The organism is Nonomuraea sp. NPDC050404 (genome assembly GCF_040655495.1).
Taxonomy (GTDB): domain Bacteria; phylum Actinomycetota; class Actinomycetes; order Streptosporangiales; family Streptosporangiaceae; genus Nonomuraea.
Genome location: NZ_JBFAKB010000006.1, coordinates 17,712 through 35,413 on the forward strand (window position 1 = coordinate 17,712; position 17,702 = coordinate 35,413).

Annotated in this window: 11 protein-coding genes; 2 read left to right on the forward strand and 9 right to left on the reverse strand. The window is 70.0% G+C overall.

Annotated features, from left to right (window positions below):
- Nucleotide 1: 1 nt before the first annotated feature.
- The 3 genes from AB0I81_RS17270 to AB0I81_RS17280 are packed head-to-tail and all read right to left on the reverse strand — an operon-like array spanning nucleotide 2 to nucleotide 2,159.
- Nucleotides 2-358, reverse strand: coding sequence for a DUF742 domain-containing protein (locus AB0I81_RS17270; protein WP_360657255.1), 357 nt, complete (start codon nucleotides 356-358; stop codon nucleotides 2-4).
- Nucleotides 358-774 carry a roadblock/LC7 domain-containing protein gene (locus tag AB0I81_RS17275; RefSeq protein ID WP_360657258.1) on the reverse strand — a complete coding sequence of 139 codons (417 nt, stop codon included), beginning with the start codon at nucleotides 772-774 and terminating at the stop codon, nucleotides 358-360. The genes AB0I81_RS17270 and AB0I81_RS17275 overlap by 1 nt, the downstream gene beginning before the upstream one ends.
- Nucleotides 771-2,159 carry an ATP-binding protein gene (locus tag AB0I81_RS17280; RefSeq protein ID WP_360657261.1) on the reverse strand — a complete coding sequence of 463 codons (1,389 nt, stop codon included), beginning with the start codon at nucleotides 2,157-2,159 and terminating at the stop codon, nucleotides 771-773. Before AB0I81_RS17280 ends, AB0I81_RS17275 begins: the two co-directional genes overlap by 4 nt.
- 231 nt (nucleotides 2,160-2,390) lie before the next feature.
- On the opposite strand from AB0I81_RS17280, the gene AB0I81_RS17285 reads away from it, so the two are divergent.
- Nucleotides 2,391-3,164, forward strand: coding sequence for a glucose 1-dehydrogenase (locus AB0I81_RS17285; protein WP_360657264.1), 774 nt, complete (start codon nucleotides 2,391-2,393; stop codon nucleotides 3,162-3,164).
- A gap of 3 nt (nucleotides 3,165-3,167) precedes the next feature.
- Here the strand turns inward: AB0I81_RS17285 and AB0I81_RS17290 are convergent, their stop codons facing one another.
- The 3 genes from AB0I81_RS17290 to AB0I81_RS17300 all read right to left on the reverse strand — a co-directional run bounded on the left by AB0I81_RS17290 (nucleotide 3,168) and on the right by AB0I81_RS17300 (nucleotide 7,277).
- A complete protein-coding gene (locus tag AB0I81_RS17290; RefSeq protein ID WP_360657267.1) occupies nucleotides 3,168-3,428 on the reverse strand; it encodes a hypothetical protein in 261 nt (86 codons plus the stop codon).
- 442 nt (nucleotides 3,429-3,870) lie between these two features.
- A complete protein-coding gene (locus AB0I81_RS17295) occupies nucleotides 3,871-6,948 on the reverse strand; it encodes a trypsin-like peptidase domain-containing protein (RefSeq protein ID WP_360657270.1) in 3,078 nt (1,025 codons plus the stop codon).
- Nucleotides 6,927-7,277: a CU044_2847 family protein gene (locus tag AB0I81_RS17300; RefSeq protein WP_360657272.1), complete on the reverse strand. Its 351-nt coding sequence runs from the start codon at nucleotides 7,275-7,277 to the stop codon at nucleotides 6,927-6,929. Before AB0I81_RS17300 ends, AB0I81_RS17295 begins: the two co-directional genes overlap by 22 nt.
- Nucleotides 7,278-7,353: 76 nt before the next feature.
- Here AB0I81_RS17300 and AB0I81_RS17305 point away from each other — a divergent pair, with 76 nt between their 5' ends.
- Nucleotides 7,354-7,692, forward strand: coding sequence for a transposase (locus AB0I81_RS17305; protein ID WP_360657275.1), 339 nt, complete (start codon nucleotides 7,354-7,356; stop codon nucleotides 7,690-7,692).
- Nucleotides 7,693-8,133: 441 nt separating this feature from the next.
- Here AB0I81_RS17305 and AB0I81_RS17310 read toward each other — a convergent pair whose 3' ends face one another.
- The 3 genes from AB0I81_RS17310 to AB0I81_RS17320 all read right to left on the reverse strand — a co-directional run bounded on the left by AB0I81_RS17310 (nucleotide 8,134) and on the right by AB0I81_RS17320 (nucleotide 17,669).
- Entirely contained in the window at nucleotides 8,134-14,313 is a 6,180-nt protein-coding gene (locus AB0I81_RS17310; RefSeq protein WP_360657278.1) for a S8 family serine peptidase, read from the reverse strand.
- An 18-nt stretch (nucleotides 14,314-14,331) separates the two neighbouring features.
- Complete coding sequence (locus AB0I81_RS17315; RefSeq protein ID WP_360657281.1) at nucleotides 14,332-14,502, reverse strand: hypothetical protein; 171 nt, start codon at nucleotides 14,500-14,502, stop codon at nucleotides 14,332-14,334.
- An 80-nt stretch (nucleotides 14,503-14,582) separates the two neighbouring features.
- Entirely contained in the window at nucleotides 14,583-17,669 is a 3,087-nt protein-coding gene (locus AB0I81_RS17320) for an AAA family ATPase (protein ID WP_360657284.1), read from the reverse strand.
- Nucleotides 17,670-17,702: the final 33 nt, after the last annotated feature.

The following is a 17,702-nucleotide window of genomic DNA, read 5'->3' on the forward strand; positions in this document are numbered from 1 at the left end:
TTCAAAGCTGTTCGAGTCCAACGAGCACCTGTCTGAGAAGTTCGGGGTCGGGCAGACGCGATTCGGCCGGTGCCGGGCGCGGGCTCCTGGCGGTGATGCGTCCCATGTCGAGCAGGTCGCAGAGCAGTATGCGCACCACGCTGACCGGCAGCCGCAGCTCGGATGCGATCTCCACGATGGCCATCGGGCTCGTGCACAGCCGGAGGATCCGGACATGCTCGGACTGCATGCCCGGAGTCGGGTCGCACTCGCTCACGATGATCGTGACCAGGTCGAGGCCGTCGTCGGCCACGCTGCTGCGTCCACCGGTCACCATGTAGAGGCGGTCCGGGTTCTCGTCCTCCAGGCGCGGTGCCATCAGGGCCGGCTGCTCGTCTGTGGCGGACGAGGTGGCGCGGTCAGGTGTTCACCGATCTGCTCGACCAGTTCGTTCATGTTGTGGCCGATGACGCCCGGGTCGGCGTCGTCGCCGGCCACCACGGCGAGGTGCGCTCCCTCTCCCGCCTCCACGATGAACAGCAACCCGCCGTGGAACTCGGTCATGGACTGACGCAGGCCGCCCGTGCCGTCGCCGAACTCGACGGAGGCGCCGTACGACAGGCTCTGGATCCCGGAGGCGATCGCGGCGAGCTGGTCGGCGCGATCCACGGACAAAGCGGCGGTATGGGACAGCCGCAGACCGTCTCGCGACAACACCACCGCGTACCTGGCCTGCGGAGTCCTCTCCAGGAGGTTCTCGAGCAACCAGGCGAGTTCCTGATCCGATGTTCTCATCGAGTTTCTTCCTCACCCATCTGACGTGCTTCGCTCGACGGATTCTTTCGTGCCCTGCTTGCTTGGTGGAAGGCGCTGAACTTGCTTCCGGCGTCCGACGGCGTCCGCGTGAGCCTCGGTTCCGGCCCGGCCGCGGGCTGAGGCGGCGTCTGGGCGGAGGCGGTGGCCGCGAACGTCTGTCCCCGGCGGCGGCGCGGCAGGCCGTGCAACTCCCCGTCCCCGTCGGGGGTCACCCGCGCGGGGGCCTCCTGCCTGGCCGGGGTGGGCCTGGGAGATCGCGCCTGCGGCGGCACCGAGGCGTTCTGGCTGATGAGCCGCTGCGGGATCATGACCACCACGCCGGTGCCGCCACGGGAGGACGGGCGGAAGGACACGGTGAGCCCGTGCTTGCGGGCCAGACAGCCGACGACCGCCAGGCCGAGCCGGGAACCGGACAGGGTCGTGAAGTCGATCGGTTCGGCGGAGACGGCCTGTTCCGCCCGGGCCAGCGCGGCCGGGCTCATCACCAGCCCGCAGTCCTCGATCGTGATCACGACACCCGCGGTGATCTCCTCCACGTACACGTGGACCTCTTCGGTGGGCGGGGAGAAGCTGGTAGCGTTGTCCATCAACTCCGCGAGCGAGTGCATGACGCCCTCGGCGGCATGGCCCGCGATCGCGAAAGTGCTGGAGGAGTGGATGCGAACGCGCTGGTAGGCGCTGATCCGGCCGATCGCCCCGCGCAGGATGCTCTCCATCACGATCGGCTTGGTCCAGCGCCGTCCCGAGCGGGCCCCGGTCAGGACGGCGATGCTGTCGGCGAGCCGTCCGGCCTGGGCGGTCGTGTGGTCCAGCTTCAGCAGGTCGCCGAGGGTGATCCGGTCGTGCCGGTCCTCCATCTCGCGCAGATCGGCCAGCATGCTCGTGGCCAGGGCCTGCACCCGGCCGGCGGCGCTGGCACAGGCCGCGGTCGTGGCGGCGCGGATCCGCCCCTGCCTGCTGACCTCGCCGACGAAGGAGTACAGGATCTGCTGCTGAGCCTTGCCGGCGGGCCGTGGAACCTTGGCGAGGACCGACTCGGCCGACACCCCGTCGTGGATGAGCCGCACCGCTTCCTGCATCGTCTCTCCGGCCAGCCTGGTGAGCTCGGCGTCGCCGGCGGTGAGCCGGCCTCGCAACTGCTGGACCTGCTGCCTGTTCGACGCCGCGAACGTGAGCGCCCCGCACACCAGGACGGCCGCGACGCCGAGGGCCCAGGCCAGGATGGTCCGCGTGGCGGGCGGGGCGATGAGCACGGTCGTCAGCGCCGCGGCGCCCGTGACGGCGGCCGTGGCCGTCAGGACGATCAGGGGTTCGCTCAGCCGTGAGTGTGCCGCGCGATGGCGAGTACGTACCGATGCTGACATCTTGACTTCCTCGTCGGCGAGTGGATCACGGTCACCGCGCACGCCACAGGGCCGGACGCGTAGCGACGACCTGTTCTGGCCGATATCCATGATCGCGAAGCGGGTGACACCGGATCCTACGACATTTCACACGATGTAGTCATTAGGTTGCGCATACTCCTCGACATAGTGATCATCTCAAAGTACGGTCCCCTCTTGTCCTCTTTCAGGCGACTTGGGAGTCATCCTCAAATGGCAGGTTCTCTTCTTGATGGCAGAACGGCGCTGATCACGGGCGCGGCGTCGGGCATCGGAGCCGCGACGGCGCTGGTCCTGGCTCGGCACGGGGCCAAGGTCGTGATCGCCGACATCAACGAGGAAGGCGGCAGGCGTACGGTCGCCGCGGTGGAGAAGGCGGGCGGCGAGGCCGACTTCGTGTGGGCGGACGTACGGCAGGCCGACGCCGTCAGGGACATGGTCGCCTTCACGGTGCGGCGGTTCGGCCGCCTGGACTGCGCGGTCAACAACGCGGGCGTGGACACCGCGGGCGACGGCCGGTTCCACGAGGTGAGCGAGGAGTCGTGGGACGCCTCGTTCGAGGTCAACCTCAAGGGCGTCTGGTGGTGCATGAAGTACGAGCTCGCCCAGATGCTGGAGCAGGGCTCGGGCGCGATCGTCAACGTGGCTTCGGTGGCCGGACTGGTCGGCATCGAGGCGCCGCTCGTCTCGCCGTACATCGCGGCCAAGCACGGCGTGGTGGGGCTGACCAAGGCGGCCGCCCTCGAGTACGCCACCTCCGGGATCCGGGTGAACGCCGTGTGCCCGGGCGCGGTGCGTACCGAGATGGTCGACGGCCTCATCGCGCAGGGCATCATGACGCTGGAGCAGACGGCGGCGTACCACCCGCTCGGCCGGTACGCCAACCCCTCGGAGATCGGCGAGGCGATCGCCTGGCTCTGCTCCGACGCCGCGTCATTCGTGACCGGCCTGCCGATGGCGGTGGACGGCGCCATGACGGCACGCTGAGCGTCACGGGACGGTCTCAGTGATGGCCGAGCGGGACCACATCGCCGGCTCGCGACGTCGTCCACGACCCGACCAGAGAGCTCGGCGAAGCGGTTGAGCTCTTGGCGCGTCTGCCCGGGTGAAGACGTACAGGTAGGGGCTGCGGGGGCGGACCTCCGCCGCGGCCTTGGCCAGGGCGAGCGCGCCGTCGGCCGAGGTGCCCAGCGGCGGGACGAAGCAGGCGTCCGGCAGCAGGTCCCGCACGGTGCTCTGGAACGGCTCCAAGAGCGGTAGCCGCGTTGCCCATACATGTCGCCTCCTGGGCGGACGATGCCGTGTCAGCCGTCGTGTCAGTACGGCGACCATGCGCCTGATCGCCGTCCTTGAACGCCAACTCGGCGCTGACACCAGAGTGAGATTCGCACCCGAAGACCGGGCCCTTCTCGCCGCGCTCCTGACCTCACTGCCCCGCGAGGTCCTGCGCCGGCTGCGGCCAGCAGGAGGGTGCCGCACGCGATCCCGCCGCTTACCGCGCTGCTGCGCGAAGGGCTGGACGCGGGACAAGCGTACTTCGTCAGCGAGGAAGAGGTGACCAGGGCCGGCCCCCGCTGACGGTCGCCTACAACCGGACCAGGACGCGGACCGGACGGGTGGCGCTCTGGCTGAGCGTGCGCCGGGGCGCCGGCCGCGGCGCACGCTCCAGCGGCCTCGGATTCGATCTGCTCGATCAGTCGGGGGAGACCGAGCGCTTGGCCTCGTAGACGGCGAGTGCTCTGCGCAGGTCGCGGCGGCTTTCCGCGTTCAGGCCCGGGGCGGCGAGCCACGACTCCGCCAGTCGCGCGCCGCGCGGGTCGCCCTGCCTGGCGAGCATGGCGGCCGCGGTGCGGCGCCATTTCGGGAAGATCGCACGCGAGGTCAGGTCGGACAGCGCGTCGAGGCCGCGGGGGTCGCCGAGTTCGGCCAGGGATTCTGCGACGTAGCACCGGTCCCACTCGAACAGCCGGGAGTCGCAGGCCAAGGAGTACAGGACGTCGGCCCCGCGCGGGTCGCCGGTGCGCGCGAGCGCCTCCGCCACCAGGCGCCGCGGGTAGTGGTCCAGGTCGGGGTCGAGGGCCAGCAGGGCCAGGAAGGGGACGCCGCGCGGGTCGCCCAGCTCATGCAGGTCGCTCGCGGCGTCCTTGCGCTCGTACGGATCGCGCTGCGGGTCGGCGGCCCAGGCGGCCAGGAGTTCCACGCCGCGCGGATCGTCGTGCTCGGTGAGGGATTTGGCGAGTTCCCTGGAGGTGTGGGAGCCCTGCGCGCGCTCGGCCGCCCATTCGGCGAGCCGGTCGGTGCCGCGCGCGTCACCCAGGGCCGCGAGCCTGAGGGCGGCCGCCCTGCGGGTGTGGAAGGGGACGTGCTCGCCGGTCAGGGAGGCCATCAGCTCGGGCCCGCGCGCATCGCCGCGGTCGATGAGCCGGGCGGCGGCGAAGAAGTGGGCGTCGTCCCAGGACAGCGCGTTCTGCGGCCGGGCGAGCAGGATACGCAGGCCGGGCTCTCCCAGCCCGGCCAGGGCCGCGGCGGCGTTTGCGCGCACAAGCGTGCCCAGCGCCGGGTTGTCCAGCAGGGCGTCGAGGGTGGCCGTCGCCGTCCGGATGATCTCGGGGTTGAGCAGTACGGCGTCGGCGACGAGGTCGCCGATGAACCTGCACCCGTCCAGGGTCCTGGCAGCGCGGATCAACTGGCGATCCAGGTCCGGGCGGCCGTTGAGCGCGGCCGCGGCCAGGCGGCGGTAGTCGGTGGGGACGTACGCCGCCCAGGACCGCCAGCGGTCGGTCAAGGCGTGCACGAGCGCGGCGCCCGGCCGGTACGGCCGGTAAGGGGGCCAGTCCGGGTTGACCACGGTCAGTACGGCGGCCTTGGCCCGGCGCGGGTCGGCGATCACCGCCCGTACAGCGAAATACTCGCCGATGCTCTGGTGGATGAAGGCGAAGTCGCCGGCCCGCTCGAACATCAGCCCGCTGCGGCGCAGCGTCTCGCGCAGCAGCGACCGCCAGTGCTCGGGGGTGACCGGTTCGGGCCTGAGGTCCGCCGTCCAGCCAGCCAGGAGGTCGAGCACCGGTCTGTCGTCCTCCATGGTGGCCTTGACCAGGGCCAGCCGGTCCATCAGCCGCACCGTCTGCCCGGGCAGCCGGGCCACGGCCTCCTCCACGCGCTCGCCATACCGGTGCACGGACGCGCGGATCTGCTGGTAGACGCCGCCGGTCGTGTCGCTCTCCATGCGTTCGCGGAGCAGTCCGACAAATGCTTCGTAGACGGCGAAGCGGCCGCCCGGCAGCGGGCCGCTGGAGTCCTGGGCGAAGAGCTGGCACAGCATCGTCGCCATCAGCGGGTTGGCGGCCACCTCGATTGTGTTCGTCCGGTGGAGCACGTCGAGCAGGCGTGCGGCGCTCTCGGCCGGTTCGGGCAGCCCACGCCTGCCGAACCAGGCCAGGGCTAGCTCCTGGAGTTGACGGGTGTCCAGCCCCAGCAGGTCGTAGCGGGCCGGGTCGTCCTTCCTGTCAGTCAGTTCGGGGAGCGGGCGGGTGGCGATGAGCAGCCGATACGGAGCCGCCGGATCGTGCCGGAGGCCCACCAGCTTGTCCAGGACGGCCCGGCGGCGGCCGGGATCGACGATCTCATCCAGCCCGTCCACCATGAGCAGCCAGCGGACGCCAGGAAGGGGCGGGGCGCGGAAGAAGTCCGCGGGCCAGGACTCCATCACGCCCAGCCCGCCCAGCTCCGCGCCGACGCTGGCGGCCACCGCCTCTGGAATCGGCCGGGACGCCACCAGGTCGGCGGCGAGCACCCGCACCGGCACCACTGGGACCTGTTCGCCCCGTGCCCACCCGGCGGCCAGCGTGATCACGCCGGTTCGCAGCAGGCTGGACTTGCCGCTGCCCGGCCCCCCGACCACCATCGCGTCCGCCTCGCCGGCGAAGACCGTCTCTGCGGGGCACGGCTCCTGCTCCTTCTGCCCGACCTGCTGCCGCACGTACACCGCCGACAGCGAGGGCGGCTGGACCCCGGGCAGCACGCCCGGGTACGGATGCGACTCGGCGGCCCGGACCGCGGCCCGCAGGTAGGCCCGCAGCCGGGGTCCCGGATGCCGCCAGCCGCCGCGTCGCAGCTGGTCGTCGTCCAGCGTGTCCAGCCATCGGCGGTCCGCGGCGATCCGCGGGCATCGATCGACGATCGCGGAGGCGGAGATCAGGTGGGCGCTGCCCGCCTGATCGGAGGTGACCAGCATGCCGCAGACCGCCCCGGTGCGCCGGTTCACCACCGCGCTGCCGCTGAACCCGCCGCCCACGGGGGTGCCGCGCAGGCGGGGAAGCGGGAAGTCGTCGGTCTGGCTGCGCCGCGAGGCGCCCTCGTAGACGAACGTGGCGGGCTGGCCCGCGCGGAACGCGCCGTCGGGGTGGCCATACGTCCATAGCTCGTCACCGATCTCCGCCCGGTCGGACAGCAGGACGCTGGCGGGCGACGAGCCGCCCTCGTCCACGACCGTCAGCAGCGCGAGGTCCAGTCCGGTGTCCGGGTCGCGGAACCACAAGCCGGGGTCCAGCCGCAGCAGCAGGTCGCGGCCCTCGGCCACGAGTCGGGCCGACACCGTCGCGGGCAGCGCGTCCGCCCGCGACGCCGCCACGTGCGCGCAGGTCGCCACGATCCCGTCCGCGACGAAAAACCCGGTCCCCAGCATGGGGCCGCCGGGCGCGGACGTCTCCAGGGCCACCGTCGCGGCCCTGAGCAGCGCCTCCCAGCCGCCTAAGGTGCCGGCCTGCTCCATTCCAGCCCCACCTTGAACGTGGACTTCGCGCTCGCCTTTCCGATCACCGCGACGAACGATCCGGACTCCAGCGCAAACTCGCAGCCGAACTCCACAGTCACCTTGTCGGCCTCCGTCTTCCTGAGCTGCGCGCCCAGGGCCCTGGCGATCCCTGTCAGGCCGTCGAGCACCTGCTGCAGCGTCGGACGGCGCGCCGCGATCTCCTCTTCCTGCCCAGGACCGGCGAAACTGGACGCGGACCTGGCCGTGAGATAGACGAGTTGGCCGTCCACCGTCACGGGCACGAGGATCTCGCCGCCGTCCGCGGCGTCCCGGATCGTTCCGTCCATGGCCCCGTCTCTCTCCACGCGATTGTTTGGAGGATAGCGTGATCATGGCGGCGGGCAGAAGAGGACGGTGGTGGGCGTGACGAACGCCCGCCCACCGCACGCCCCTGGGTGGAAACAGTCCCCGGCCCGTAACCTGCTGGAACGCCTGCGGGATCGGGCTAATGAGGTGCTGCGCTTCGCCGACTTCCCCGGCTGGGTGCCGTTCACGAACAACACCGGGGAGCGCGCGCTACGCCCGGTCAAGACGCAGGTGAAGACCTCCGGCTGCCATCAGTCCGAAGACGGTGTCGCGCACTGGCTGACCGTCCGTTCCTACCTCGACAGCGCCCGCAAACAGGGACTGAGCGCCTTCGAGGCGATCCACCGCTCCTTCACCGGCAACCTCTGGATGCCGCCGGTCGCACGCGAGGCCTGATCAGCACCTATCACCCAGCGTCACAGACCCTTCTGATTGCTTACGCTTGATCGGGAATGTCGGTGGGTTGTCCTACGGTCCTGGCTATGACGAATGCCTGGGACGCGGTCCGCGCGGCGATCGACGCCGAGGACTTCTGCACCGTCGCGACCCTGCTGGCCGCCGCGTCCGCGCTGGGGCGGCCGCTGGGCGGCTGATTCAGCTTTGCCTCACATCTGCCCCATGCCGCCGACGAGCCTAACCGCGGCTGGAGTTTCCGCTGATGGAGAAGCGCCCGGCAGGATCCGAACCTGCGACCGTCGGATTAGAAGCGGCTTGAACTGCATGGATGGAGTTTCGGCGAGCGCAGGTCGGAAGCCGCAGACTCGGTAGGCGTGGAGCCTCCACGGCGATCCTTTCCGAGGAGGCTCTGACCACTGCTGGCGGATTTGGTCGGCTATCTCATAGGCGCGGGTCCTGCTGGACCTTCAGGGCGTTGAGGATCGGGTCGCGCTCGCCGATCTCGCGGTGAAGCTCGACCTTCAGATCGCCACCGGCGTGCTCGACAGTGACCGTGTTCACGTCCGCGGTCAGCGCACCCACCTTCGCTTGCACGTCGTGGTCGTGGAGCACGGGTTTGCCGTCGACCAGAACATCGAAGGCACGCTTGCCGATCTTGACCTTCTCGATCTCCGCAAAGTCGAGGCCGATTCGGTACGTCCCGGCGGGCGCGTTCTTGAACACGTAGGCGAACGTCTCGCCGGTCCGCTGGGTGCGGAACAGGTCGTCGTCCTCCGTGCCGCCAATGCCGGCCTTGGTGGCACGCGCCTTGCCGCCGACGTAGCCCCACGGCCGCGAGCCGAGTTTCTGGTCGGGCGACCAGACGAAGCCGTCGGCACCGACGTGCCCGGACCCGCCCGCGTCGACGCCCTTCCAGTAGGCCGAGGTCGCCAGGCGGACCCGCCTGAGCTGGGCTTCGCCCTTACCGGCGTTCGACGCCACGAGCACATCCCCGACGAGCACACCGGGCTCGACGGCGGCGTTGTCGGCCGTTGCCGTGACCGTGGTGGACTCGCCGGCCGCGAGCTTGACCGTGCCGGCCGCGGCCGCGCCCGTGAGGGTCAGCCACGGAAGGTCGGCGGCCTCGTGCCCGCCGTCGCTGGTGCGTTTCTGCTCGCTGAGCCGCACCTCGAGCGGGGCGGAGCCGGTGTTGGTCACGGTCACGTCGGCGGTCGCCTTCTGGTCCGGGCCGACGAGCCAGTCGAGGTCACCTCCCGTGACGGTTGTGACGCCCGTGGTCAACGCCGTGTCGACCACCTCGGCCTGATCCTTCTTGGCGATGGTCACGGGGCGGCCGGCCGTGACATAGTTCGGCGCCCAGACTTGCACGGTGTTCTCACCGACCAGCGCCTGGGCCTTCCACCGGCCCTTCTCGTCGGCGGTGATGACCCGCTCACCGCTCGGCCCCCCGAGCGTGACGATCGCGCCCGCGATCGGCTTGCCGTCGTTCGCGTCGGTGACCGTGCCCTCGATCGTGCCCGCAGCCGGGAGGGTGTACTCCAGCCCCAGACCGGCCGTCAGGATGGGCTGGTTGAAGGAGTACTGGCTCGCGGGGTTGCGCGTCAGGCTCTCCAGGCCGACCGTTGCCGACGACCCGCGGGTGAGGGGGTTGTCGCCGCCGATGCCGTCGCCGTACCCGATCTGGATGCGGCCGTCCGCGATCAGGGTGACAGAAAAGCTCACCCGGGCCGCCCTGTCGCTGTCGAAGGCGGCGTTGCGCCACTCGATGACCTCAGCGGCCAGGCCGTCCACCTCGGTGGTGCCGAAGTAGATGCCCGCCTGGTCGTCGACGACCAGGTCGTCCCAGAGCGGATAGATCGCATCGTACGCGTATGGCGACGGCAGCGCCGTGTTGTTCCTCACGGTGCCGGCCCGGTCGAAGATCAGCGCGCCGTTCGTCGTCACACACACGCCGTCCCAGGCCGTGTCGTAGAACGGGAACAGGAGGCTGGAGTCGAACCACAGCACGCCGCAGACGTCATCGCCGTGCCACCCGGACTCCTCCGTACCCTGGCGGTAGAGCCCGTCGGTCACCTTCATCGAGTACGAGCGACCGGCGGGGGCCACCGGCACGGGGCCCGGCTCCGGCTGCTCGGGCTGGGGCTCCGGCTCCGCCTTGTCTCCGCGCGGATCGAGCGTCACGCGCAGCGCCGCGATGCTCGGAGCCCGCAGGCCCTTCGAGCCCCGCAACTCCACGGTCAGCGGACCGCCGTCGTGCTGCACGACGGCGGTGTGCCAGTCGGCGGTGTTCGGGCCGACGGCTTTCGCGGCGTCGTAGGCGTACTGTGTCAGCTCGCCGTCGATGAGGACGTCGAACACCCGCTTGCCCCGGTGCACCCGCTCGATCTCCGCGAACCCGAGGTCGATGGCGTAGGTGCCCTTCGGCGCGTCGGGGAACCTGTAGAACAGGTCCTTGCCCTGCGTGGTGCGCTGGGACTGGAACAGGGCGTCGTCCTCGGTGCCCGCGATCGCGGCCCTCGTGGAGATCGTCCTGCCCTTTCCGGTATAGCCCCACGCCTTGTCACGGGCCGCCTGGTCGCCGGACCAGGTGAAGCCGGAGGCGTCGGTGAACGAGGGGCCGCCGGCGTTGACGCCGACCTGGTACTTCGTGGTCGTGAGCGTCACTGGGACGTAGGTCTTGGGCTGCCGTCCGGAGTCGGACAACACGACGATGTTCGCGCCGAGAGTGCCCGGGGCGGCGTCCTTCGAGGAGATCGAGACCTTGACCGTCGTCGACTCGCCCGGGGCGAGGGTGCCGCCGGTCGAGGAGAGCGACAGCCAGGGCAGGTCGGTGAGCAGGTCGTCCTCGACGTCGACCAGCACGACGTCATCGGCGATCTGGTCCGCCGCCCACAGCGCCCCGGTCGAGTCGGTCTCGAGGCCGCCGCCCTGGCCCACCTTCTGGCCCGGGAACCACCACGCGTTGACGAGCGAGCAGTCGTCGGGGTCGACCTGCAGCAGGCGGGTGGGCCTGTTCGAGGTGAGGTCGGTGTACCAGATGGTGTCGGAGGCCTGGTTGTAGGCCAGGCCCATCACCTCGGGCAGCGGCGGGGCGCAGAAGGACAGCAGCGCACCCGCGTTGTCGTGCGACGTCCCGGCGACGGTTCCGATCAGGCCGTTCTTCCGGCCGCCGATGTAGAACACGTCCTCGGCAGGGTTGTAGGCGAGTCCGGTCAGCTGCAGGGTGGACCAGTCACCCTTGATCTGCCGGGTTTCCTTCCCGGTCTCCCGGTCGAAGCAGTGGATGTAGCTGGCCGGGCTGTCCTCCATCTGGCACATGTCGCCGGTCTTGGTGTCGAGCGCCATGTCGAACGCCCGGTACTTGGGGTTCCACGAGGCGTCGAAGACCTTGCCGGTCGGCTTGCCCGTCACGGTGTAGGCGGTGTTGGTCCGCGCGGTGTAGTCGTGGACCCAGACGTTGCCGTCGTACCCGATGCCGGAGGGTTCCTTCTCCGCGATCGTGCCCGGGATGTCGATGCGGGTGATGACGTCGCCGCCGGAGGTCGTGCCGACCTTGCCGGCCGCCTGTGTTTCCGCGGCGCTCGCCGTCGCAGCCTTGCCGTCGACGTTCGACGGCTTCATGCCGCTCGCACCGGCCTTCCACGCGGTGAGGTCGATCGTGCTGTCCGCACCCGTCCCGGTGCGCGTGGTGGCGCCGGCGGCGTCGAGCTCGTGGTGGCGCGCGGCCTCGCCCAGCCCGTACGTGAGCGGGGCGGAACCGTTGTTGGTCAGCGTCAGCGAGCCCACACCATTCTGGTCGGTTCCCATCACGGCGTCGAGCCCGCTTGCCTTCAGGCCGGCGGCGCCCGTGGTGAGGCGCGCGTCGATCGTCGCCTTCGCGTAGAGCTTGTCGAGGGTGAAGTCGTACGACCCCGTCACGTAGCTCGGCGCCTCGACGGTCATCGTGTAGCCGGCGACCGGCAGCTGGCGATGCACGACGCCCGTCCCGTTGGTCGTGACGCTCTCGACGAGGCCGTTCTTGCCGGTGATCGAGACCTTGGCCCCGGACACCGGCAGCCCGTCGTTCTTGTCGACGACGGTCGCGTCGAGGTAGCCCCAGTCAGGAAGGTCGTAGGTGACGATCATCCCGTCGTGGAGCACCGGGACGTTGTCGGAGAACCGGATGCCGTCCACACCGGCCCAGCCCTGGATGCCGGTGATGGTGCGGGCGCCGCCGGTCACCGGGTCGTCGGTCCCGATGCCGTCACCGTACCCGAAGATCACCTTGCCCGAGCGGGTGAGCGTGGCCGAGAAGCTGACCGGCTCCGTGTACTCGGACCGGATCGGGTAGGCCCAGATCTTGGCGTCGCGGAACTCGATGACGAACGCGTCCTCGCCATCGACCTTGGTGGCCGTCGTGAAGACTCCCCCGCCGGGGGCGAACTCGACGGGGGACGGGACGTAGAACGGGAAGATGCCCGCACCGCCGGTGCCTGGTCCTGTGGAGGTGTCCGGGGAGATCACGCCGCGCCGGCTGATTCCGAGGGTGTCGTGGCTGCCGTTGTAGAGCGCGATCGGGAACGGCAGGTTCACCGTCGCCCACACGCCGCTCGTGAACGCGACCGGGTCGGTGCCGCGCAGGTACTCCCCCTCAGAGAGGGAGCAGCTGTAGCCGCCCTTGTCGACGACAAGCCCGATCGGGATCTCCAGCGACTTGTTCTCGGCACCGACGGTCAGCGGGACAAGCGTCGGCGAGAAGCAGGCGTTGGGCGTGACGGCGAGCCCGTACTGGCCCTCCGGCACACCGGCGATCGTGAACGCGCCGTTGGCGTCCGTGCGCACGGCGTCCAGCGGCGTGTCCTTGACGGAGACGTCGGCGTTCGGGACGGGCTGCCTCTTGTCGTCGATGACCCTGCCGCTGATGTCGTGGCGGGCGGCGGCGGTGAGGGAAACCTCAACCGAGGTGTCCTGACCGAGGGTGACCGTGGCGCTCGCGGTCGCCGTCAGGTACCCGAAGACCTTGGTGCTGATCTGATAGTCACCGACAGGGAGATTCACCGAGAACCGGCCGTCCTTGTCGGTCCCGATGGACCGGCTGAACGGTCCGCTGATCGTCACGTCGACGGCGGGGACCGGGGCGCCGTCGGCGGTGACGACACCGGTGAGGGTGCCGCCCTGCCGGGGTGCGAGCTCGAGCAGGCGGACGAGGTCGAGCCGGCCTTCGCCGTACTTGTTGTTGAAGTCGGCGGTGCCGCCGCACTCGGTGTCGTCGACGTCGACGGCCGATTCGGCCAACAGGCGGCGGGTCTCCTCGACCTGCCCGATGAGGGTCGGGTCGTAGCTCCACAGGCCGGCGACGGCGCCGGCGACGTGGGGAGCCGCCATCGAGGTGCCGGACATCTCGGTGTAATTGCCGTTCAGGTAGGACGAACGGACGGCAACGCCCGGAGCGGAGATCTCTGGCTTGATCCGGCCGCCTTCGCCCTCGCCCTTACGGGAGAATAACGCGAGCTTGCCGTCCGACGCGTAGGCGCCGACCGAGTAGGCACTCTCGGCGGAGCCGGGCGAGGAGACGGTGTCGCACGCCGCGTACGGCGTGGTGTTGCCCGATGACCAGACGCTGAAAATGCCCGCGGCGCTCCAGGCCTCGTCGATGGCCTGGAAGAAGTCGTCGAAATTGTGCTCGACGCTTTGGCCCCACGAGTTGTTGATGACATGGGGCCGCTTGGACGGGTCGGGGTTGTTGCCGTTGACGTCGGTCGGGGCCAGCAACCACCAGCCGGACTTGAGCAACGACTCGACGCCGGTGCTGTCGCAGCAGCCGTTCGTCCCGATCCACTTCGCGTCCGGGGCGACGCCGACGTGGTTGGTGCCATCGTCGCCGACCATGGTGCCCATGGTGTGCGTGCCGTGTCCGTCGTCGTCGCACGGTGCGCCGGTGCACGTACCCCGGGTGGCCATCCAGTTGTAGTTGTGATCGACGGTGCCGTCGGGCTTCGTGCCGCGGTACTGCTGTATCAGGGCGGGGTGGTCGAATTGAACGCCCGAGTCGAGGTTGGACACGGTGATGCCCGCACCGGTGGCCCCCATGGCCCAGGCTTTGGGGGCGTGAATGGCGTCCAGACCCCACGAGACGGTGCCATCCTCGGCGGGGGCGGCGGGGCGGACGGCCTGGTCGGCCGGCGTCTTCTCGTCCACGGGCTCGACCAGCGCGACCTGTGGCGACGCATGGATCTCGGCGACCTGCCCGACCGAGGCGACGTCGAGCGCGAGCTCCTGCGTGCCGCCCTTGACGAGCACGGCGTTGACCAGCGGGTAGGACGTGTACTTCACGCCCGCCGCGTCGAGCTCGGCGGAGACGGACGCCGCGGAGGCCTTGGCCGAGGCCCGCAGTGCGTCGTAGACGAACTGACCGCGAGCGGTCCAGTCGGCGATCTTCTTCGCCGGCGCGAGGTCGGCCTTGGTGTCGAACGTGATCCAGAAGTCGGAGACCGGCTCCGTGCGGAAGCGGCCCTTCAGGTCCGACGCGATCTTGTTGGCGGGCGCACCGGGATCCGGCTCATCGGCCGACGCCGGTGGTGGCGAGATCATGCTCAGGCCGACCGCTACGGCCAGCCCAGCGACGAGGGCTTTCAGTCTCACGTGGGGGGCTCCTCCGGCCTACAGGGGTTGGTAGGGATCGTGGCTCTCGTCATCGCCGTCATCGCCGTCATCGCGGGCGTCAGGGACGTCAGGGACGTCAGGGGTGCTGACGCGCGGCTCGCGCGACAGCTCAAGTGGTTGCTGGTGCTCGATGAGGGCGTCATCACGCGCGGTAGGTCGCTCAGGCATGCACTGCCCCAAGGCCATGGATCATGGAGTCATGCTCGGGGTGACGAGCGACCTTCGCTATCCGGCGGATACGTCAATTTTCACGACGGGTCGCCGAAGGAATCCTCTTCTGCGAACACTCCGGCCTCTACCGCCTTGACCGCGAGCGCGGTTCGGGAACTCACCTTCAACTTGCGCATGGCCGCACGCAGCTGTTGATCCACCGTGGCCGGTGACTTGGCCAGAATCTGGCTGATCTCCCGGTTCGTCTTGCCGGCGACAACCAGTCGGACCACGTCAAGCTCACGAGGTGAGAGCCGGTCGCCGTACCCCCGTCGACCGCCGCGCCACAATCGCGGAACCTCGGCGCCGTGTTCGCGAAGCCGCTGTGCAACACGATCCGCATCGCCGCGGGCTCCGAGCCTGAACAGTTGCTCATACTGTGCGGCCAGCAGCTCTCGGCCCTGTTCGATCTGGCCTTGCGCCATGAGCGCCTCGGCTTGACGCTCGCGGGCGAGCATGGCGTCGTAGGGGCGCGGCAACGCGTTCCAGGCGCGCGCCGCCCGATCGTACGCCCTCGCCGCGCGGGCGTGGTCTCCGGCGGCGGCGGCCAGCAGAGCACGGCATACGGTGAGGGCGGCGCGAGGCGCAGGCGCCGTACGGCCACGCAGTCCTCTGGCGAACCGGTCGCCCAGGCGTGTCGCAGCCTTCAGGTCTCCCGCGACGAGGTGCGCCTCGATCCGGGCGGGGACGAGATCCGTCGCCCAGACCCAGATGCCTTTTCTCTGGACTGTGTCCATCGGCTCGTTCGTGATCTGCAGCGCCCGGCCGCTGTTTCCGTCCGTCAGCCACAGTCTGGCCAGCGCAGCAGCGGCCTCCATCGTGTCGTCGGCTGCGCCGAGACGGGCAGACTCCTCAAGGACCAGCCGGAACTGCTCCCCCGCGGCGCGCCGCCGTCCGGCTGCGGCCGCCAGCCGGCCCGCGAGGCGAATGCTGCCGAGGTAGTACGCCGGCCGGTCCCGGTCGGCATCGGCGAGCGCCGCGCTTCTCTCCGCGAGACCCTCCCACCGGCCGGTGAACCACGCCAGGTTGGCCTGTTCGAGCCGGACGTTGTGCTGCAGCCGGGACGCTTGCTCGGCCTCGGCAAGGCGCATGGCCACGGCGAGGTGTTTCTCCGCGTCGGCGTACCGGCCCCAGATCAGTGCGCCGGTCCCGACATTTGCGTGGATGCGGGCCACGTCGAGACGCTCCGCCGGGGCCGCGCCGTCGATGGGCAGGTCAGCGACGACGGCCCATGCCTCCTCCTCGCCGAGCATGAGCAACGCAGCGGCTCGGTTGCCGGCCAGGTTCAGCCGCTCTGCGGGAGAATCGACTTCGGCGGTGAGCTCAGCCGCGCGATCCAGCCAACGCCGATGGGTCGACGCCGGCCACGGTCCCGCATAGGCCCATCCCAGATAGGTCATTGCCCGGGCCGCCTCGACCGGGTCATGGTCGAGGTTGGCCGCCGCTTGCTCGAGCTCGCTGAGCGCGGCCTGCGCCTCACCCCCGATGATCAGGAGCCGACCTAAGGGGTTACGGATCTCCGCCTGCTGGCGGGCGGAGAGACCGGGAGTCTCCAGCACCGAGCGCAAGGTACGGATCACGCGGTGGTAGACCTCGTCGACCGGTTCACGACGACCCAGCGCGGCTACTCCGGCGATGCGCGCGACCCGTGCCCGATCCGCCGGCGCCAGCTCGGACCACGACAACAGATCGACCAGCAAGTCGACCGCCTTGGTGTGGTCACCCGAGGCCATGGCCAGCTCAGCACCTTGCTCGGCGTACCGCGCCCAGGACCGCGTCTCGCCCGCCTCACGGAAGTGGTGGGCAAGGCGTGCGACAGGCAGCGGATGGATGTCCTCCAAGGCCCGGCCGGCCAGCAGGTGGAAGTGTCTGCGGTCGGTCAACGGGATCGCTTCGTAGACAGCCGTGGCGGCCAGCACGTGCCGGAATCGCCACTGGCCGCGGTCGTCTCCGTCCAGGAGGCCGGCGTCGGCCGCCTCCGCGATGGCGCCTCGGCACGCAGCTGGTGACAGACCGGCGGTCATGGCAATCGTGGCCACCGATGACCGCTCAGCCAACGTGGCCGCGGCTCGCAACACCTGCTGCGCCGTCGGCGACAGACGGCCCACCCGCTCCCGGGTGGAGTCGCGCACCGTTGGCGGCACCTGTAGCTTGCGCAGCTTCAGCCGGACCCACTGTCCGTCGCGGAAGACGAGGTCGGCACGGTCGCACATGAGGCGAACCGACTCCTCCAGCATCAGAGGAACGCCACCGGTCCGCTCGTGCATGAACGTCGTGAACTCCTGCGACATCGGGTTGCCGTCCAGCATCGAGGACACCAGCGCTGCCGTGTCGTTGGGTCGCATCGGCGCCAGGGCGATCCTCAGCTGGGTCACGCCGGCAGGTAACCGGGACGTCAGCCGCAGCAACAACGATCCGGCGTCCACCTCCTCCGGCCGATAGGAGATCACGAGGCTTGGCCCGTCCGATTGCTGTCGGGAGGCGACGAACAGCAGGAACTCCAAGGTCACCTCGTCGGCCCAGTGAGCGTCCTCGAGCACGAGAACGTCGACACGCAGAGCCCGCAGTAACTCGTCCAGGGCGCGGAACAGGCGATGCCGTGCCGCCTTCGCATCGCCCAAAGGCGGCAATGCGGGCGGCAGGTCCGAGGACCATTCAGGTAACAGGGGCCGTAACGCACCCGCAAGCTCGGTGAGCCGCAATCGCGACACCGGGCGGTCGATCCCACGGAACGCGTCGACGATCGGCCCCAACGTCAGCGACTCGCGAAGCGGTGGACACACCGAGACCAAGGCAGTGCGCTGGTCCGGCGCGACCAACCACTCTCGCAGCAGCCGGCTCTTCCCGATCCCCGCCTCGCCCTCAACCAGCACGATCGCCGGTGGCCGGGCCAAGGCGGCCCGAAGCGCCGCCATCTCCCGATCACGACCCACGAAATGCGGCGTAGAAACCGTCGGTGAGGTCCCATCGTCCTCGGGCAAGGGGTCGAGCATGCGTGATGATCTCGCTTTTCGATGCTCGGACGCAACTACCCGCCCGCCCGGGATCCCGGCCTCGGTGAGGATGTGGCGCTGCCGCAGCAAGGACTGGGTCACGGTAGAGACGCGGGAGTAGACGATCTGCACCGGGCACTCCTCGGGATGGGTTGGAGCCCCGAA